The following is a 17,728-nucleotide window of genomic DNA, read 5'->3' on the forward strand; positions in this document are numbered from 1 at the left end:
TCTCCCGGCACACGCGCTCCCGGCACACGCGCTCCTGGCCCACGCGCTCCTGGCCCACGCGCTCCTGGCGCAGGCGTCCTCGGACTCCGGAAGCTGGTCGGGGGTCTTATCGAGCCGATATCGCCCGGCGCCCCGCCTCCAGACCCGTGCGATATCCGGAGCCTCGCCGCCCCCTGTCGCCGCTGGCGTCCCTGCCGTGGAGTTCGGTGGTGACCGGGGGCTACCCCGGGCGTCACGTCGAGTGGGAGAATCGGTCACCCACTCCCTCTCCTTGGCCACAATCGGTTCTTGACAGTGCGCCATGGGGCCCTACCGGTATGGCACCCCCTCGCCCTCCCCGGGCGACACCTCGTTCCGTCCTCCCCACCGAACGAAGGGTTCCTCCGTATGACCGCAACCGTCCCCCCGGGAAGACCCGGAAGTCCTTCCGGAACCGCCGCCGTCGACGGCCGGATCGAGCTCGCACCCGGCACCGCTCCCGCGGACCCCCGCTTCGTCAACGACGACCTGCTCCCCGTCCCCGTCGCGGAGCGCCGCTGGACCACGTACAACTTCGCCGCCCTCTGGGTCGGCATGGCCCACAACATCCCCTCCTGGATGCTCGCCTCCGGTCTCGTCGCCCTCGGCATGGACTGGAAGCAGGCCGTCCTCACCATCGCCCTCGCCAATGTCATCGTCCTGCTGCCGATGCTCCTCACCGGGCACGCCGGACCCAAGTACGGCATCCCCTTCCCCGTCCTGGCCCGCGCCTCCTTCGGCCTGCGCGGCGCCAACCTGCCCGCCCTCATCCGCGCCGGCGTCGCCTGCGCGTGGTTCGGCATCCAGACCTGGATCGGCGGCCAGGGCGTCTTCATCCTCCTGGACAAGGTCTTCGGCGGGAGCTGGGCCGAGGCGTCGAGGATCGGCGGCCAGCCGTGGACCCTCTGGCTCTGCTTCGTCCTCTTCTGGGCGCTCGAACTGGCCATCATCTACCGGGGGATGGAGGCCCTCCGCCGCTTCGAGAACTGGGCCGCGCCCTTCGTCATCGTCGGCGCGCTCGCTCTCCTCGTCTGGATCACGGTCAAGGCGGGCGGCCTCGGTCCGCTCCTGGACCAGCCCTCCCGGCTCGGCTGGGGCGCGGACTTCTGGCCGGTCTTCTTCCCCGCCCTCATGGGCATGATCGCCTTCTGGGCGACGCTCAGCCTCAACATCCCCGACTTCACGCGCTTCGGCGCGGGACAGCGGGCCCAGGTCCGGGGCCAGACCCTGGGACTGCCCACCACCATGACCCTGTTCGCCCTGCTCTCGGTGCTCGTCACCTCCGGCTCGCAGGCCGTGTACGGGGCACCCGTATGGGACCCGGTGGCGCTCGCAGCCAAGGCCGACAACGTCTTCGGCCTGCTCTTCGCCCTGGTGACCGTCCTCGTCGCCACCCTGTCGGTCAACATCGCGGCGAACGTCGTCTCCCCGGCGTACGACCTCGCCAACCTGGCGCCGAAGTTCGTCGACTTCCGCACGGGCGCGCTGATCACCGGGGTCGTCGGCGTCCTCATCATGCCGTGGAAGCTCACCGCCACCCCCGAGCTCTACATCTTCACCTGGCTCGGCCTGGTCGGCGGCCTCCTCGGCACCGTGGCGGGCATCCTCATCGCCGACTACTGGCTCGTCCGCCGCACCGCCCTCGACCTCGACGGGCTGTACCGCGCCGACGGGCCGTACTGGTACCGGGGCGGCTGGAACCCGGCGGCCGTCCTCGCGTTCGCGGTCGGCGGCATCCTCGCCGTCGGCGGCTCCCACTCGGCCCCGGGCACCGGCCCCTTCCCCGAGGACGGCCTCATCCCCTTCCTCAAGCCCCTCGCCGACTACGGCTGGGCCGTGGGCCTCGCCGCCTCCCTGCTCCTCTACACCGCCCTCATGAGGCGGCGGGGCGCTGTCCCGTCGTCCGCCCGATCCAGCTGAGGTAGGACCAGACCCGGGTGTTCACGGCAGGGGTGTCGGTCGCGCACCCCTTGCCGTAGGAGACCAGACCGACCAGGTACGGCTTCCGGCCGACCTTGTGGACCAGGGGGCCGCCGGAGTCGTACAGACAGGTGTCCCGGCCGGGGGCGTAGGTGCAGATCTGCGGGGAGGCGACGTGCGGCATGCCCCGGTCCACGCAGGTCGGGTTGCTCATCGTGCCGAGGACCACGGTGCGCAGGACGTCGGAGGTCCGGCCGCCGAAGGAGGTGGCGCCCCAGCCGGGGACCTCGACCTGCGTGTGGTCGAAGGTGCCGTGGGAGTACGGGGAGGGCAGCCCGACCGGGCTGACGCCGCGGTTGTACGCCACCGGTTCGGCCAGTCGGACGAGCGCGATGTCGTTCGCCTGGGTCGCCGGGTCGTAGTCGGGGTGCACGACGAACCGTTCCGGCGTCGCCATGACGGTGTACGGACTGTCGTCCCCGGTCGTCAGGTCGTGGTCGCCGAGGAGGACGCCCACCCGTGCGGTACTGCTGTAGGAGCCGGTCAGGCAGTGGGCGGCGGTGAGCACGTACCGGTCGCCGACGAGCGCCCCGCCGCACATCACCCGCTGCTCGGCGAGGTCCACGAGCCCCGCCATGAACGGGTACTGGTGCGGTGTCGCCTCCTGCCCGCCGACGATGGCGTGAGCCGGGGCGGGACCGAGCGGGCTCAAGGCCAGCACCGCCCCCGCGACCGTGGCCATGAGCCTTCTCATCCGTCCCATGAGATCTCCGAACTGTCCGGCGGCGGTTTCCCGGGGCCGGCGGCGGCATGCGGAGACGTTTCCTCTGCCCGTCACCACGGCCTGTTCCGGCCCGTCCGGACTTCAACGATCAAGGCGGGACGCGGTCACCGGTCCGCGTCGGGGGCCCAGCCCGGGACGTGCGCGGCCACCGCCGCGTCCCAGGCCGCGGGCCCGCCGGGGAAGGGCCAGGCACGAGTGAGGTCGGGGGTGCGGTCGAACCTCTGGAGCCACACGGCCAGACTGCGGTTCTGGTGTGCGGTCCGGGCCTTGGCGAGCGGGCCCTCCAGAGCGGCGACCCGCTTCTCGTGCTCCAGCATGCGTCCCTCCGTCCAGCGCGCGAGCCAAGCGGCGTCCATGGCCCGGGAGAGGAGCAGGACCCGAGGGCGGCCGCCCTCCGCGAGCGTCGCCGTCAGCCGGTCGTGACCGTCGAGGACCACGGGGGAGTTGAGCCCGCTGATCCACCACGCGAACACCGGTGGCAGGATCCCCTCCCGGTACTGACGGCGGTACGCCTTCACCCGGGGCGCCTCCGGGTGCGAGAGGGCCCGCAGCGGCAGCAGGTCTCGGGCGTCCTCCTCCGGGTCGCCGTACCCGAACCAGGTGAGGTGGCCCCGGTTCGGGTCGTGGGCGAGCAGTTTCGGCCAATTGCAGTCCGCGAACCAGTGTCTCGCGTCCGGGGCGAGGTGCCACTCGCCCTCGTGGAGCGGCCCGTCGTCCGCCGCGCGCAGCGCGGCTCCGCCGTACGCGGCCCAGCGCTCCGTCCACTCATCCGAGCCGGGCTCCGCGAACTCGGCGACAGTGCGGGCCAGTTCCGCCCGCAAGGGCTCCAGCGGCGAGACGTAACGGCCCGTCCGCGCGTAGTGCAGCCCGTACCAGGTCACTCTCTGCCGGGCGAACAGAACCGGAACCCCGCCCTGGACCAGCACCAGCCGCCGCCCGTCGGCGCTCTCCATCCGCAGACCGGGCTTCGCCGGTCCCTCGACACGCATCCGCATGCCGACAGCCTAGGCAGCCGGCACCAAGGGCCCCTACGGCACCCGGGCCGTCCACTCCGCCGTGCCGAACTTCGTCTCCGCCAGCTCCTTCGCCCGCGTCAGCTCGTCCTCGGTGAGGCCGCCCTCCGACAGGCCGTACCGGCCGCGGAAGGAGGCGATCATCCGCTCGATCACCGCCTCGCGCGGCAGGCCCGTCTGCCGCCGCAGCGGGTCCACCCGCTTCTTCGCGCTCTTGGTGCCCTTGTCGGAGAGCTTCTCGCGGCCGATCCGCAGCACCTCCGTCATCCGGTCCGCGTCGATGTCGTACGCCATCGTCACGTGGTGCAGGACCGCGCCCCCGCCCCCGACCATCCGCTTCTGCGCGGCGCCCGCGATCTTCCCCGCGTCCGTCGCGATGTCGTTCAGCGGCTGGTACCAGGCCTTGATCCCCATGTCGCCGAGCGCGCCGAGCACCCAGTCGTCGAGGTAGGCGTAACTGTCGGCGAAGGAGAGCCCCTGCACGAGCGCGTCGGGGACGGACAGGGAGTACGTGATCGTGTTGCCCGGCTCGATGAACATCGCGCCGCCGCCGCTGATCCGCCGCACCACCTGGATGCCGTGCCGCTCCGCGGCCACGGGGTCGACCTCGTTGCGCAGGGACTGGAAGCTGCCGATCACCACCGCGGGCGCGCCCCACTCCCAGATGCGCAGCGTGGGCGGACGGCGCCCGGCCGCCACCTCGGCCGTCAGGACCTCGTCGAGGGCCATGTGCAGGGCGGGCGGGCGCGGCGGCTCGTGGATCAGCTGCCAGTCGTAGTCGGTCCAGTCCGTGGCGTGCGCCAGGGCCCGGCGGACGGCCACCCCGACGCCCTCGGCGGTCAGCCCGAACATCTGCGTGTCCGGCGGGAGGGCCGCGTCGATCCGGGCCGCGAGCCCGGCGGCGTCCGTGTCGGCCGGCGCGCCCTCCAGGGCCCGGTCGATCGCCAGGATCGCCTCGTCGGGCTCCAGGAAGAAGTCACCCGCGACCCGGACGTTGCGCAGGACGCCGTCCTCGGTGTCGAGGTCGACGACCACCAGCTTGCCGCCGGGGACCTTGTACTCGCCGTGGAACGCGCCGTGCACGGAACCCTCCCTGTGGGTAAGGGGTGAACTCGGCCAAAGGGTACTCCTCAGGAGAACAGCGGGTGACAAGCGCGGCATTCCGGTTGTCAGCGCCCCGTGCTTAGCTGGGGGCATGATCGAAGACTTCCTTGAGCACGTCCTCGGCGGCCGTACGACCGAGGTGGAGGAGGCGGTCCGCAAGGCGGCCGCCGCCGAGATCATGCCGCGCTTCCGGCAGCTCGCCGCCCACGAGGTCCTGCAGAAGAGCGGGCCGCACGACCTGGTCACCGTCGCCGACCGGGCCGCCGAGGCCCACCTCACGGCCGCGCTGACCGCGCTGCTGCCCGGCTCGGTCGTCGTCGGCGAGGAGGCCGTCGCCGAGGACCCCGAGGTGTACGAGGCGCTGCGCGGCGACGCCCCCGTCTGGATCGTCGACCCGGTCGACGGGACCCGCCAGTTCGTGAACGGCGACCCCGCCTTCTGCACGCTCGTCGCCCTCGCCCTCCGCGGCGAGATCCTCGCCTCCTGGACCTTCGCCCCGGCGCTGGACGCGATGGCGGTCGCCGTGCGAGGCCGCGGCGCCACGCTCAACGGACAGCCGATACGGTCGGGTTCACCGGAGCCCGGCGAGGTCCTGGAGATCGCCGCCTCCCACCCCGACTACACCACCCCGGAGCAGAAGCGGGCCCTGCTCGGCCTCCGGGTCGAGGGCGTCGCCCCGCGTCCGTGCGGCTCGGCCGGTCTCGAGTACCTCGCCGTGGCCCGCGGCGAGGTCTCCGGGACCGCCTTCAGCTGGGAGTACGCCTGGGACCACGCGGCCGGACTGCTCCTCGTCGCCGAGGCGGGCGGCGCGCAGACGACGATCGCGGGGGAGCCGTTCCGCATCACCGGAGGGAACGCCCTGCCGTTCACGGCGGCCCGGGACGCGGAGACCGCCGAGCGGATCCGCCGCCTCCTCGGGGGCGTGTGAGGCGGCGGCGACCACCGGCCTATCCTGGGTTCCCTGGCCGTCGGCTGACGAAGGAGTCCGAAGGTGACGAACGAGACGTCGATGCTCGATGCCGTCGTCGTGGGAGCGGGGCCCAACGGACTCACCGCGGCAGTGGAGTTGGCCCGGCGCGGCTTCTCCGTGGCCGTCTTCGAGGCGAAGTCCACCGTGGGCGGCGGCGCCAGGACCGAGGAGCTCACCCTCCCCGGCTTCCGTCACGACCCCTGCTCCGCCGTGCACCCCCTGGGCGCCGGCTCACCCGTCTTCAAGACGATGCCGCTGGCGCGGTACGGCCTGGAGTGGCTCCACCCCGAACTGCCCATGGCCCACCCCTGGGACGACGGCACCGCCGCCGTCCTCGCCCGCTCGGTCGCCGAGACCGCCGCCTCCTTCGGACCGCGCGACGCCGGTACGTATCGCCGGCTGGTCGCCCCCTACCTCGGCAAGTGGGACACCCTCGCGCGGGACTTCATGCAGCTGCCGCTCACCGCACTGCCCAGCGACCCGCTCACCCTCGCCCGCTTCGGGCTCGACGGGGTGCCGCCCGCCACCTGGCTCATGCGCCGCTTCCGGGACGAGAAGGCCCGCGGGCTCTTCGCCGGCCTCGTCGGCCATGTCATCGCCCCGCTCGGCGGCTTCGCCACCGGAGCCGTCGGCCTGGTCTTCGCGCTCGCCGCGCACGCGGGCGGCTGGCCGATGCCCCGGGGCGGCTCCCAGTCGATCTCCGACGCCCTCGCCGCGTACCTCAAGGACCTCGGCGGCGCCGTCCACACCGACTTCGAGGTGAAGCGGCTCGACGACCTGCCGCCCGCCCGCGCCTACGTGTTCGACACCTCGCCGACCGCCCTCGCCCGGATCGCCGGCTTCGGCGGGCACTACGACCACTACAAGTACGGCGCCAGCGCCTTCAAGATCGACTACGCGCTCGACGGCCCCGTGCCCTGGACCGCCGAGGAAGCCCGGCGCGCGGGCACCGTCCAGGTCGGCCCCACCGCCGGCGAGATCGACACCGCCCTGCACCAGGCCTCCTCCGGAACCGCCCCCGACACCCCCTTCCTCATCACCTCCCAGCCCAGCCTCGTCGACCCCTCCCGCGCCCCCGAGGGGAAGCACGTCTTCTGGGCCTACGGACACGTGCCGAACGGCTGGCGCGGCGACCTCACCGAAGCCATCGAGCGGCAGATCGAGCGCTTCGCCCCTGGCTTCCGCGACCGCGTCCTGGCCCGCGCGACCGCCGGACCCGCCGAACTCGCCGAGCGCAACGCCAACTACATCGGCGGCGACATCGCCTGCGGCGCCGCCCGGGGCCTCCAGCTCGTGCTGCGCCCCACGCTCTCGCTCCGCCCCTACGCGACCCCGCACCCGGCCGTCTTCCTCTGCTCCTCCGCCACCCCGCCCGGCCCCGGAGTCCACGGCATGTCAGGGCACAACGCGGCGAAGGCTGTCTGGCGCCGGCTGCGAAAATAGACTGCCCCCATGGCCAAGTACTTCGACGTGCACCCCGACAACCCCCAGCCGCGCACCATCGGCTCGGTGGCCGACAGCATCCGGAACGGGGCGCTCGTCGCGTACCCGACCGACTCCTGTTACGCCCTCGGCAGCCGACTGGGCAGCCGCGACGGCATCAGCCGCATCCGGACGATCCGCGACCTCGACGGCCGGCACCACTTCACGCTCATGTGCGAGAACTTCGCCCAGCTGGGCCAGCTCGTCCAGATCGACAACGACGTCTTCCGCGCGATCAAGGCCGCGACCCCCGGGCCGTACACCTTCATCCTGCCCGCCACCAGGGAGGTGCCGCGCCAGCTGCTGCACCCCAAGAAGAAGACGGTCGGCGTCCGCATCCCCGACCACACCGTCACCCAGGCCCTCCTCGCGGAGCTCGGCGAACCCCTGCTCTCCAGCACCCTGCTCCTGCCCGACGAGGCCGAACCCCTCACCCAGGGCTGGGAGATCAAGGAGCGCCTCGACCACCAGGTGGACGTGGTCGTCGACTCCGGCGACTGCGGCACCGAACCGACCACCGTCGTCGACTTCTCCAGCGGCGAGCCCGAGATCGTCCGGCGCGGTGCGGGGGACACCACGCGGTTCGAGTAGGGGGCGCGGGAATCAGTCCACCGCTCACGGACCGGCCCTTACGGTCAGGACCGTGAGCGCCTACGGTCATGCAGGCACCGCAAGCCGAACCGCCGGAGGACCGATTCCCGTGATCGTCATCGCCCAAGTCAGCGACATCCACGTCGACGGGGGGCAGCGCAGCGCCGACCGCACCCGTGCGGTCATGCGGTACCTGGAAGAACTGCCGTACGACCTGGCGGCCGTCCTCGTCACCGGGGACATCGCCGACAACGGGACGGCGGACGAATACGCGGCCGTTCCTGCACTGCTGACCTCCCGTCACCCCCTGCTCGTCTGCCCCGGCAACCACGACGACCGCGCCGCCTTCCGGAAGGTCCTCCTCCCCGACGACACCGAGGCCCGCCCCTACGCGCCCGTCAACCAGGTGCTCCGGGGCGAGGGCTTCGTGGTGGCACTCTGCGACTCCTCGGTGCCGGGCAAGGACGAGGGGTACCTGGAGGACGAGACGCTGGAGTGGCTGGACGGCGTCCTCGCCGGCACCCCGCACGAGGTGCCCGTCCTCGTCGCCTTCCACCACCCGCCGGTCCCGCTCCACACCCCGTACGTGGACGAGATCCGGCAGTTCGGCGCGGAGCGGCTCGCCGCCCTCGCCGACCGCCACCCCCACCTCAGGGCCTTCCTCGCGGGCCACGCCCACACGGCGGCCGCCACCACCTTCGCCGGGCGCCCGCTGCTCGTGGCACCCGGAGTCGACTCCGCCATCCGCCTCCCCTGGGAGAACCCGGGCCCGGACTCCCCGCACGTCCACCGCGACCTGCCGCCCGCGCTCGCCTTCCACGTCCTCGACGAGGACGGCGGGCTCACCACCCACTACCGGACCGTCACCGTCTGATCCGGCGGGGACGGGCCGGAGGGCCGCGACGTCCATGTCGTTTTTTCGCCAGCCCGCGAGCCGCCCGTCCCCGATCCTGGAACCATGCACACCGAAACCGAGCGCTGCGTGCGGGCCGTCCAGTCGAAGGACGCCCGCTTCGACGGCGTGTTCTTCACCGCCGTCCGCACCACCCGGATCTATTGCCGGCCCAGCTGCCCGGTCGTCCCGCCCAAGCCCGAGAACATGGAGTTCCACCCCAGCGCCGCGTCCTGCCAGCGCGCCGGGTTCCGGGCCTGCAAGCGGTGCCGGCCCGACACCAGCCCCGGCTCGCCCGAGTGGCACGTCCGGGCCGACGCCGTCGCCCGCGCCATGCGCCTCATCCAGGACGGCGTGGTCGACCGGGAGGGCGTCCCCGGACTCGCCCGGCGGCTCGGCTGGTCCACCCGCCAGATCGAGCGCCAGCTCCTCGCCGAGCTCGGCGCCGGACCCCTCGCCCTGGCCCGCGCCCAGCGCGCCCAGACCGCCCGGGTCCTCATCGAGACCACCCCGCTGCCGATGGGCGAGATCGCCTTCGCGGCCGGCTTCTCCTCCATCCGGACCTTCAACGACACCGTCCGCGAGGTCTTCGGCCTCACCCCCGGCGAGCTCCGCGCCCGCGCGGCCCGCGCCCGCCCCGAGAAGACCGCCGCCGCCCCCGGGGCCATAAGCCTCCGGCTGCCGTTCCGCGCCCCCCTCGAACCGTCCAACCTCTTCGGCCACCTCGCCGCGACCGCCGTCCCCGGCGTCGAGGAGTGGCGCGACGGCGCCTACCGGCGGACGCTGAGCCTCCCGTACGGACACGGCATCGTCGCCCTCACCCCCCGCGCCGACCACATCGCCTGCCGGCTCTTCCTCACCGACCCGCGCGACCTCGCCCACGCCATCAGCCGCTGCCGCAGGCTCCTCGACCTCGACGCCGACCCCGTCGCCGTCGACGACCGGCTGCGCACGGACCCGATGCTCGCCCCGCTCGTCGACGCGGCACCCGGCCGCCGCGTGCCCGGGACCGTCGACCCCGCCGAGTTCGCCGTACGGGCCGTCCTCGGCCAGCAGGTCTCCACCGCCGCCGCCCGCACCCACGCGGCCCGCCTGGTCACCGCGTACGGCACCCCCGTCGAGGACCCCGAGGGCGGCCTCACCCACCTCTTCCCCGGCTCGGAGGCGCTCGCCGCGCTCGACCCGGAGGGCCTCGCCCTGCCCCGCAGCCGCCGCACCACCCTCCTCACCCTCGTCGAGGCGCTCGCGGACGGCTCGCTCACCCTCGGCCCCGCCGACGACCGCGAGGAGGCCCGCGCCCGGCTCCTCGCCCTGCCCGGCTTCGGCCCCTGGACCACCGAGATCATCGCGATGCGCGCCCTCGGCGACCCCGACGCCTTCCTCCCCGGCGACCTCGGCATCCGCCGCGCCGCCGAAGGCCTCGGCCTGCCCGGCACCCCCGGCGCGCTCACCGCCCGGGCCGCCGACTGGCGACCCTGGCGCGCCTACGCCGTCCAGTACCTCTGGGCCACCGACGACCACCCGATCAACCACCTGCCCGCCTGAGGAGGCCCCTCGTGCCCACCGTCCAGCACACCGTCGTGGACAGCCCCTACGAGCCGCTGACCCTCGTCGCCGTCGACGGCATCCTCAGCCGCATCCACATGACGGGCCAGCGTCACCGCCCGCCCGAGGAGACCTTCGGCGAACCCGACCCACGCCCCTTCGGCGAGGCGGTCCGCCAGCTCGACGCCTACTTCGCGGGGGAGCTCACCGAGTTCGACCTCCCGCTCCACCTGGTCGGCACCCCCTTCCAGCTGCGGGTCTGGGAGGAGCTGTGCCGCATCCCGTACGGGGAGACCCGGACGTACGGCGAACTGGCCGAGGCCCTCGGCAACCCCAACGCCTCCCGTGCCGTCGGCCTCGCCAACGGCAAGAACCCGGTGGGCATCGTCGTCCCCTGCCACCGCGTCGTCGGCGCGGGCGGCAGCCTCACGGGCTACGGCGGCGGCCTCGACCGCAAGCAGCGCCTGCTGGCCTTCGAAGCGGGTACGGGGGAGTCGGACGCGCTCTTCTGACCCCCGGGCTCACCGGAGCCGGTCGAGCAGCGCGGGCAGCGCCGTACCGATCGGCTCCCGTACGACCTCGTCGGCGACGGGGTCGTACGGGGTGGGCTCGGCGTTCACGATGATCAGCCGGGCGCCGTGCTCGGCCGCGATCCCCGCGAGGGAGGCCGCCGGCTGGACCTGGAGGCTGCTGCCCACCGCGACGAACACCTCGGTGGCCTTGGCGATCGACATCGCCTGGCCGAGCAGCACGGGATCGAGCCGCTGCCCGAACATGACCGTCGCCGACTTCAGGATCCCGCCGCACACAAGGCACTCCGGGTCGTCCTCACCGGCCCGCACCCGGCCCAGCGCCTCCGCCATCGACGAACGGGCGTGGCAGGCCGTGCACACCACCGACCGCGCCGAGCCGTGGAGTTCGAGGACCTTCCGCTCCGACACCCCGGCGGCCTGGTGCAGCCCGTCCACGTTCTGCGTGATCACCCGCAGCGCGTTGCCGCTCGTCCGCTCGTACTCCGCGATCGCGCGATGAGCCACGTTCGGCTCGGCCTTCAGGACCGGACCGTCGAGCCGCATCCGCCACGAGCGGCGGCGGATCTCCGGGTCGGCCATGTACGGCCCGTAGGTGACGAGCCGCTCGGCCTCGGGGTCCTGCCGCCACACGCCGTTCGGCCCCCGGTAGTCGGGGATGCCCGAGTCCGTCGAGATACCGGCTCCACTGAGAATCGCGACCATCGTCATACGACCAAACTAGGCACCGCCGAACCGCTCCGCGAACGGGTTTCCCGGTGCTACTTTCCCGGCATGGCCAAGGTGAACATCGCGCTCGACGCCGAACTCGTCGTGGAAGTCATGGTCCTGGCAGGGATAGGCAACCCGCAGGACGCGGTGGAGGCCGTCGTCCGCGACTACATCGCGCGGGGACACCGCACCGAGGCCCGGGTCGCCGGCCGCGACGAACCGCACCGCACCGGCGAACTCCTCCCGCCCGAGCCCCCGCAGGGCTGACGGGCGGGCCCCGGTCCCGGCTCAGCCCCGCGCGGGGTGACCGTTCTCCAGCTCCGCCGGCCCCCGGCCGCCCGCCAGGACGTCCAGCGCGGCGAGGACGCGCCGGCCCAGGCTGCCCGGGAGATGCGCGGTGACCTCCTCGCGGCCGATCAGCTTCCAGGAGAGCAGCTCCTCCTCCTGGAGCCGGATCTCGGCGAACCGCTCCTCGGTCAGTACACCGCCGTCGTACACGTACGCCACGACAGGCGGTCGCGCCGTGCCGTGCGACCAGTCGAGGGCGAGCAGCGGGCCGAGCTCCACGTCCAGGCCGATCTCCTCCGCCGTCTCCCGGCGGGCGGCCTGCCGCGGCGTCTCGCCGCCGTCGGACTCGATCGTGCCGCCGGGCAGGGTCCAGCCCTCGCGGTAGTTGGGCTCCACGACCAGGACCCGGCCCTCCGGGTCCCGGAAGAGCGCGGCGGCGCCGGCCAGGACGCGAGGGAGGCCGGCGATGTACGTGGCGTAGTCGGTGACGGTCATTCCGTCAGCGTAGCCAGCCGCAGCGTCCGCTCGGCCAGTTCACCGATCCGCGCGCCGTCGTAGCCGAAGACCGCGCTGCTCACCCGGTCCCGCAGCGGCTCCGACCACTGCGGCGGGATCGCCGCCGCCCCGCACATCACGCCCGCCACCGAACCCGCCGTCGCGCCGTTGGAGTCCGTGTCGAGCCCGCCGCGCACGGTGAGCGCGATCGTGCGGGTGAAGTCCCCCTCGCCGTACAGGAGTCCGGCGGTCAGGACGGCGGCGTTCGGGACGGTGTGGATCCAGCCGAGCCCCGCCGTCCGCTCCGCCAGCTCGTCGAGCGCCTCGGACCAGCCGAGCCCCGACTCGTGCAGGGCGATCGTGCCCCGTACGGTCCGGGCGAGCCGGCTGCTCGCCGGGACCCGCTCCAGACCCGCCTCCAGGACGGACCGGACGTCGGGCGCGGTGAAGGCGGCGGCGATCATCGCCGCCGCCCACATCGCCCCGTACACGCCGTTCCCCGTGTGCGACAGGACCGCGTCCCGACGGGCCAGCGACGCCGCCCGGCGCGGATCCCCCGGGCACGTCCAGCCGTAGACGTCGGCCCTGATCAGCGCGCCGATCCACTCCTGGTACGGATTGTCGTACGTCGCCGTCAGCGGCGGCCGCAGCCCGTTCGCGAGGTTGCGGTAGGCGACCCGCTCGGCCGTGAAGGTCTGGAGGTACGGCAGCCGCAGCAGCCATTCCTCCCCGACCTGCTCGGTCGTGAACGCGAAGCCGCGGGTCTCCAGGAGGTGCAGCCCGAGGACCGACCAGTCGACGTCGTCGTCCCGGCAGCTCCCGTCGATCCCGCCGCGCACGCACCGGGGCCACTCGGGGCGCAGCTCGAAACCGGCCGCCCCGGGCGGTGGGGGCGGCAGGTAGTCGGTGAGCGGGAGCGCGTCGGTGAGCCGCAGGTACGCGTCGATGTGTTCACGCGTCCAGTGGTCGCCGCGCTCCACGGGCTTGCCCAGCATGTTCCCGGCGATGCGGCCGGTCCAGCCGCCCAGGATCCGGTCGGCCAGTTCCCCGTGCGGGAGCGTCATGTCAGGCCTCGCCCTCGGGAGGCTCCCCGTCGGTACGGGCCCTCGCGGCCCGGCCCTGCGGGTGGTGCCGGTCCCCGGCCTGCTCCGTCATCGCCTCGCCGACCAGCGTCCGCACCGCGTCCCGCAGTCCGTGCAGCGCGTGGTGCCGGACCGGGCCGGCGCCCGGGTCCTCCCGCAGCTCCTTCAGGAGCGCGAAGCACAGCGCGAGCATGACCACCACGAACGGCAGCGCCACCAGGATCGTCGCCGTCTGGAGCGAGTTCAGCCCGCCCACCACGAGCAGCACCGCCGCCACCGCCGCCATCAGCACGCCCCAGGTCACCACGAGCCAGGTCGGCGGATGGAGCGAGCCGCCGCTCGTCAGCGAGCCCATGACCAGCGAGGCCGAGTCCGCGCTCGTGACGAAGTACGTCATGACCAGGATCATCGCGATCACCGAGGTGACCGTGCCGATGGGCAGCGCCTCCAGCATCGCGAACAGCGAGGCCTCCGGCCCGTCCTTCATCGTCGTCGCCAGGTCCGCCGCGCCCGTCGACTCCAGCCGGATCGCCGTACCGCCCATGACGCAGAACCACACCACGGTCGCGCCGGAGGGCACGAGCAGCACCCCCGTCAGGAACTCGCGGATCGTCCGGCCGTGCGAGATGCGGGCGATGAAGGTACCGACGAACGGCGCCCAGGACAGCCACCACGCCCAGTAGAAGATCGTCCACACCCCCAGCCAGTCGGGGTCGGTGAAGGCGCCGGTCCGGCTCGCCATCGGCAGAAGCTGGTGCAGATAGCCGCCGACCGAGGCCGGGATGGTGTCCAGGACGTAGACGGTCGGCCCGAGCAGGAAGACGAAGAGCATCAGACAGGCGGCGAGGACGATGTTGATCGTGGAGAGCCACTTGACGCCCTTGTTGAGCCCCGAGAACGCCGACAGCACGAAGGCCGCCGACAGCGAGACGATCACGATCAGCTGGGTGGAGGTGGAGTTCTCCACGCCCATCGTCAGGTTCAGCCCCTCCGCCACCTGGAGCGCCCCGAGCCCGAGGCTCGTCGCCGTACCGAAGACGGTCGCGAAGACCGCCAGCAGGTCGATCGCCCTCCCCGGCCAGGAGCCCGCCCGCCGCTCGCCCATCAGCGGCACGAAGGCGGAGCTGAGCCGGTTGCCGCGGCCCTTGCGGAAGCCCGCGTACGCCAGGGCGAGGCCCGCGATCCCGTAGATCGCCCACGGCGTGAGCGTCCAGTGGAAGAACGAGTACTCCATCGCGGTACGGGCCGCCGCGCCGGTCCCGGCCGGGATCCCGCTCGCCGGGGGAGGGCTCAGGAAATGCGTGAGCGGCTCCCCGACCCCGTAGAACATCAGCCCGATGCCCATGCCGGCGCTGAACATCATCGCGATCCACGCCAGGTTCGTGAACTCGGGCTCCGAGTCGTCCGCGCCGAGCCGGATCCGGCCGAAGCGGCTCGCCGCGATCACGACGCACAGCACGAGGAAGGTGTCCGCCGCGATCACGAAGAGCCAGGCGAAGTTGGACAGCACCCACCGCAGCGCCGTCGACGACGCGCTGTCGAAGGAGCTCTCACCCAGAGCCGCCCAGGCGACGACGGCCACGACGGCCGCGGCCCCGATCCCGATGACCTTGCCGTCGGGCGCGTACCGATCACGCGGGGTACGTTCGATCGGTTGCGTGGGTTCCGTGCTCATGTGAACCCACTATGGTGCGGAATATCGCTTTATCAGGGGGTGGCACGCCGTCTGGCGGTACGGATAGGGTCTGCCCTGGCGCGACTGCACGTTCGAAAGCAAGGGATGCAAGGTGACGGACGGAGCAGCAACTCAGGTCGCTCACGTGCTCGTGGCGGCTGACAAGTTCAAGGGTTCGCTCACGGCCGTACAGGTCGCGGAGCGGGTCACAGCAGGACTGCGACGGGTCGTCCCCGAGCTGACGGTGGAGACCCTGCCCGTCGCCGACGGCGGCGACGGCACGGTCGCGGCCGCGGTCGCGGCCGGGTTCGAGCGCCGCGAGGTGCGGGTGACGGGACCGCTCGGCGAGCAGGTCACCGCGGCGTACGCGCTGCGCGGCACCACGGCGGTCGTCGAGATGGCGGAGGCCTCCGGCCTCCAGCTCCTGCCCACCGGGGTCTTCGCCCCGCTCACCGCGACCACGTACGGCTCCGGTGAACTCCTCCGCGCGGCCCTCGACGCCGGCGCGACCACCATCGTCTTCGGTGTCGGCGGCAGCGCCACCACCGACGGCGGCGCCGGCATGCTCGCGGCGCTCGGCGCCCGCTTCCTCGACGCGGCCGGCGAGCCCGTCGGCCCCGGCGGCGCGCCGCTCGCCGACCTCGCCACGGCCGACCTCAGCGGCCTCGACCCGCGCTTCGCGGACGTCGACCTGATCCTCGCGAGCGACGTCGACAACCCGCTCACCGGCCCCAAGGGCGCCCCCGCGGTCTACGGCCCCCAGAAGGGCGCCACCCCGGACGACGTCCGCACCCTCGACGCGGCCCTCGCCCACTTCGCCACCGTCCTGGAGAAGGCCATCGGCCCCAAGGCGGCCGAAGCGGCCGTGGCCCCCGGCGCCGGCGGCGCGGGCGGCATCGGCTACGGCGCGCTCATCCTCGGCGCGAGCTTCCGCCCCGGCATCGAGCTGATGCTGGAGGTCCTCGGCTTCGCCCCCGCCCTGGAGCGGGCCACCCTCGTCATCACCGGCGAGGGCTCCCTCGACGAGCAGACCCTGCACGGCAAGGCCCCGGCGGGCGTCGCCGCCGCGGCGCGCGCGGCCGGCAAGGAGGTCGTCGCGGTCTGCGGCCGCCTGGCCCTGCCCCCCGAGGCCCTCGGCAAGGCGGGCATCCGCCGCGCGTACCCGCTGACGGCACTGGAGCCGGACCCGGCGAAGTCCATGCCGAACGCGGGCCCGCTCCTGGAGGAAGTGTCCGCCGCCATCGCCCGGGACTTCCTGGCGTAGCCGTCCGTACGGGCCCGGGGCGCTGTCGACCCCGTGCCCGTACGCGTATCCCTCACCCCTGGGCCCGTACGCGTACCCCTCACCCCTGGGCCGTCAGCCGGAACGCGTCCAGGGCCAGCGTCATCTCCGTGAGGTCCCGCGGCCGGGACAGGGATCGTGACGTCAGCTGCTCCAGGCGGCGCAGCCGGTTGAAGACCGTGTTCCGGTGGCAGTACAGGCGGCTCGCCGCCCGGCCCGCCGAGCCCTCGCAGTCGAGCCACACGTCCAGCGTCTCCAGGAGGACCGCCCGGTCCGCCGGGTCCAGTTCCAGGAGGCCGCCCAGGACGTCCGAGACCAGCAGGCTCGCCATCTCCGGCTGGCCCACCACCAGCGCCCCCGCCATCCGGCGGTCCAGCCGCACGATCTGCCGGCTCCCCGGCGGGCACGTGCGCAGGGCCAGCTCCGCGAGGCGGCGCGCCCGCCCCAGCTCCGTCAGGCCGACCACGACGGGACTGATCCCGCCCGGCCCCGGGCAGCGCCCGTCGAGGAGCTCCGACAGCGCGTCCAGACCGGTCTCACCGGCCAGCGCCACCACGCCGATCTCGCAGTCAGCGCCCATCCGCCACAGGAACCGCACCCCCTCGCCCTGCACCTGCCGGTGGAACGGCTCCCGCTCCTCCCGCCGGTCGTAGCGCAGCACCACCACCGCGTACCGCCCCTGCTCCGGCAGGTCCAGACCCGCCGCCGCCCGCGCCACCAGCTCGGGCGCCCGCTGCCCCTGGAGCAGCGCGTCCAGGAGCGCCTGGAGCTGCTCGTCGGTCCGGCGGCGCAGCTCCGCCTCCCTCGACCGGTACGCCTCCGACGCCGTGTCCGCCTGCGCGTCCACCGCCGACCACACCGTCGTCGCCGACTGCATCAGCGCCGCCAGCTGCGCCGCGTCCGCCGCCGCGCCCTCGATCAGCGCGTCCCACACCAGGTGCCCGGCATGCCGGTACGCGTGCACGACCAGCTCCAGCGGCATGCCCTGCGCGGCCCGCCGCCTGCCCATCTCCTCCGCGTGTTCGAGGTCCCGCCGGGGCGAGTTCCGGGGTGCCGAGATCATCTCGATCCCGATCCGCATCGCCTCGTGGGCCTCCTGCCAGTGCTGGTCGTACGGCAGGATCCGCCCGTAGGCGGGCTCGTACGCGTGCAGCTCCCTCAGATGCTCGTCCACCAGCTCCGGTACGCGCTCCAGAAGCGTCGTGCACGCCCCCGCGAGCACCTTCCAGTCGTCACCGGTCCGCCGTCTGCGCCGTCCCATGCCCGGAGGATCCACCGCCACGGGCCCCTGGCACACCCCTGACGCGCAGCGTTGTGCGCATGCACAGCCCATCGCCGTCCCCGCT

At 73.3% G+C, this 17,728-nt stretch carries 17 protein-coding genes; 9 read left to right on the top strand and 8 right to left on the bottom strand.

Translation table 11 applies throughout. The annotated features are described in order from the left end of the window. Positions 1–387 precede the first annotated feature (387 nt). Positions 388–1,938 carry an NCS1 family nucleobase:cation symporter-1 gene (locus IE124_RS05510; RefSeq protein WP_189505348.1) on the top strand — a complete coding sequence of 517 codons (1,551 nt, stop codon included), beginning with the start codon at positions 388–390 and terminating at the stop codon, positions 1,936–1,938. On the opposite strand, the gene IE124_RS05515 is transcribed toward IE124_RS05510, so the two are convergent. The 3 genes from IE124_RS05515 to lplAB form a co-directional block, all read right to left on the bottom strand. Beyond that, the gene (locus IE124_RS05515; RefSeq protein ID WP_189505350.1) at positions 1,892–2,680 is read right to left on the bottom strand and encodes a serine protease; all 789 of its coding nucleotides are present in this window, start codon (positions 2,678–2,680) and stop codon (positions 1,892–1,894) included. The two genes, IE124_RS05510 and IE124_RS05515, sit on opposite strands and share 47 nt — an antisense overlap. Before the next feature lie 146 nt (positions 2,681–2,826). Further along, positions 2,827–3,717: a hypothetical protein gene (locus IE124_RS05520; RefSeq protein WP_189505352.1), complete on the bottom strand. Its 891-nt coding sequence runs from the start codon at positions 3,715–3,717 to the stop codon at positions 2,827–2,829. A 33-nt stretch (positions 3,718–3,750) separates the two neighbouring features. Beyond that, positions 3,751–4,818 carry a lipoate-protein ligase LplAB gene (gene lplAB / locus IE124_RS05525; protein ID WP_229832163.1) on the bottom strand — a complete coding sequence of 356 codons (1,068 nt, stop codon included), beginning with the start codon at positions 4,816–4,818 and terminating at the stop codon, positions 3,751–3,753. 112 nt (positions 4,819–4,930) lie between these two features. Here lplAB and IE124_RS05530 point away from each other — a divergent pair, with 112 nt between their 5' ends. From IE124_RS05530 to IE124_RS05555, 6 genes are all read left to right on the top strand, one after another. Further along, positions 4,931–5,767: an inositol monophosphatase family protein gene (locus tag IE124_RS05530; RefSeq protein ID WP_189505354.1), complete on the top strand. Its 837-nt coding sequence runs from the start codon at positions 4,931–4,933 to the stop codon at positions 5,765–5,767. Positions 5,768–5,848: 81 nt separating this feature from the next. Then, positions 5,849–7,252, top strand: coding sequence for a phytoene desaturase family protein (locus tag IE124_RS05535; protein ID WP_189505572.1), 1,404 nt, complete (start codon positions 5,849–5,851; stop codon positions 7,250–7,252). Positions 7,253–7,261: 9 nt separating this feature from the next. Beyond that, positions 7,262–7,882 carry an L-threonylcarbamoyladenylate synthase gene (locus IE124_RS05540; RefSeq protein ID WP_189505356.1) on the top strand — a complete coding sequence of 207 codons (621 nt, stop codon included), beginning with the start codon at positions 7,262–7,264 and terminating at the stop codon, positions 7,880–7,882. 109 nt (positions 7,883–7,991) lie between these two features. Beyond that, complete coding sequence (locus tag IE124_RS05545) at positions 7,992–8,756, top strand: metallophosphoesterase (RefSeq protein WP_189505358.1); 765 nt, start codon at positions 7,992–7,994, stop codon at positions 8,754–8,756. An 84-nt stretch (positions 8,757–8,840) separates the two neighbouring features. Further along, positions 8,841–10,319 carry an AlkA N-terminal domain-containing protein gene (locus IE124_RS05550; RefSeq protein WP_189505360.1) on the top strand — a complete coding sequence of 493 codons (1,479 nt, stop codon included), beginning with the start codon at positions 8,841–8,843 and terminating at the stop codon, positions 10,317–10,319. An 11-nt stretch (positions 10,320–10,330) separates the two neighbouring features. Beyond that, a complete protein-coding gene (locus IE124_RS05555; protein WP_229832164.1) occupies positions 10,331–10,831 on the top strand; it encodes a methylated-DNA--[protein]-cysteine S-methyltransferase in 501 nt (166 codons plus the stop codon). Positions 10,832–10,840: 9 nt separating this feature from the next. Here IE124_RS05555 and IE124_RS05560 read toward each other — a convergent pair whose 3' ends face one another. Then, the gene (locus IE124_RS05560) at positions 10,841–11,560 is read right to left on the bottom strand and encodes an SIR2 family NAD-dependent protein deacylase (RefSeq protein WP_189505362.1); all 720 of its coding nucleotides are present in this window, start codon (positions 11,558–11,560) and stop codon (positions 10,841–10,843) included. A 63-nt stretch (positions 11,561–11,623) separates the two neighbouring features. On the opposite strand from IE124_RS05560, the gene IE124_RS05565 reads away from it, so the two are divergent. Then, on the top strand, positions 11,624–11,827 hold the full coding sequence (locus tag IE124_RS05565) for a type II toxin-antitoxin system VapB family antitoxin (protein ID WP_189505364.1): 204 nt from the start codon (positions 11,624–11,626) through the stop codon (positions 11,825–11,827). 21 nt (positions 11,828–11,848) lie between these two features. Here IE124_RS05565 and IE124_RS05570 read toward each other — a convergent pair whose 3' ends face one another. From IE124_RS05570 to IE124_RS05580, 3 genes are read right to left on the bottom strand one after another with little or no spacing between them, the layout of a single operon-like run. After that, positions 11,849–12,343, bottom strand: coding sequence for an NUDIX domain-containing protein (locus IE124_RS05570; RefSeq protein WP_189505366.1), 495 nt, complete (start codon positions 12,341–12,343; stop codon positions 11,849–11,851). Next, a complete protein-coding gene (locus IE124_RS05575; protein ID WP_189505368.1) occupies positions 12,340–13,407 on the bottom strand; it encodes an ADP-ribosylglycohydrolase family protein in 1,068 nt (355 codons plus the stop codon). Before IE124_RS05575 ends, IE124_RS05570 begins: the two co-directional genes overlap by 4 nt. Before the next feature lies 1 nt (position 13,408). After that, complete coding sequence (locus IE124_RS05580; protein ID WP_189505370.1) at positions 13,409–15,100, bottom strand: BCCT family transporter; 1,692 nt, start codon at positions 15,098–15,100, stop codon at positions 13,409–13,411. A gap of 112 nt (positions 15,101–15,212) precedes the next feature. Here IE124_RS05580 and IE124_RS05585 point away from each other — a divergent pair, with 112 nt between their 5' ends. Then, positions 15,213–16,364, top strand: a complete 1,152-nt coding sequence (locus IE124_RS05585; RefSeq protein WP_189505372.1) for a glycerate kinase — start codon at positions 15,213–15,215, stop codon at positions 16,362–16,364. Between the two features lie 79 nt (positions 16,365–16,443). Here the strand turns inward: IE124_RS05585 and IE124_RS05590 are convergent, their stop codons facing one another. Further along, complete coding sequence (locus IE124_RS05590; RefSeq protein WP_189505374.1) at positions 16,444–17,643, bottom strand: PucR family transcriptional regulator; 1,200 nt, start codon at positions 17,641–17,643, stop codon at positions 16,444–16,446. Positions 17,644–17,728 lie beyond the last annotated feature (85 nt).

This window comes from Streptomyces narbonensis (assembly GCF_014649015.1).
Lineage (GTDB): Bacteria > Actinomycetota > Actinomycetes > Streptomycetales > Streptomycetaceae > Streptomyces > Streptomyces narbonensis.

Coding starts and splice junctions, on each gene's coding strand:
- IE124_RS05560 (WP_189505362.1), bottom strand. CDS start 11,560: ATGACGATGGTCGCGATTCTCAGTGGAGCCGGTATCTCGACGGACTCG.
- IE124_RS05570 (WP_189505366.1), bottom strand. CDS start 12,343: ATGACCGTCACCGACTACGCCACGTACATCGCCGGCCTCCCTCGCGTC.
- IE124_RS05580 (WP_189505370.1), bottom strand. CDS start 15,100: ATGAGCACGGAACCCACGCAACCGATCGAACGTACCCCGCGTGATCGG.
- IE124_RS05515 (WP_189505350.1), bottom strand. CDS start 2,680: ATGGCCACGGTCGCGGGGGCGGTGCTGGCCTTGAGCCCGCTCGGTCCC.
- IE124_RS05530 (WP_189505354.1), top strand. CDS start 4,931: ATGATCGAAGACTTCCTTGAGCACGTCCTCGGCGGCCGTACGACCGAG.
- IE124_RS05550 (WP_189505360.1), top strand. CDS start 8,841: ATGCACACCGAAACCGAGCGCTGCGTGCGGGCCGTCCAGTCGAAGGAC.
- IE124_RS05520 (WP_189505352.1), bottom strand. CDS start 3,717: ATGCGGATGCGTGTCGAGGGACCGGCGAAGCCCGGTCTGCGGATGGAG.
- IE124_RS05540 (WP_189505356.1), top strand. CDS start 7,262: ATGGCCAAGTACTTCGACGTGCACCCCGACAACCCCCAGCCGCGCACC.
- IE124_RS05575 (WP_189505368.1), bottom strand. CDS start 13,407: ATGACGCTCCCGCACGGGGAACTGGCCGACCGGATCCTGGGCGGCTGG.
- IE124_RS05535 (WP_189505572.1), top strand. CDS start 5,849: ATGCTCGATGCCGTCGTCGTGGGAGCGGGGCCCAACGGACTCACCGCG.
- IE124_RS05590 (WP_189505374.1), bottom strand. CDS start 17,643: ATGGGACGGCGCAGACGGCGGACCGGTGACGACTGGAAGGTGCTCGCG.
- IE124_RS05565 (WP_189505364.1), top strand. CDS start 11,624: ATGGCCAAGGTGAACATCGCGCTCGACGCCGAACTCGTCGTGGAAGTC.
- IE124_RS05510 (WP_189505348.1), top strand. CDS start 388: ATGACCGCAACCGTCCCCCCGGGAAGACCCGGAAGTCCTTCCGGAACC.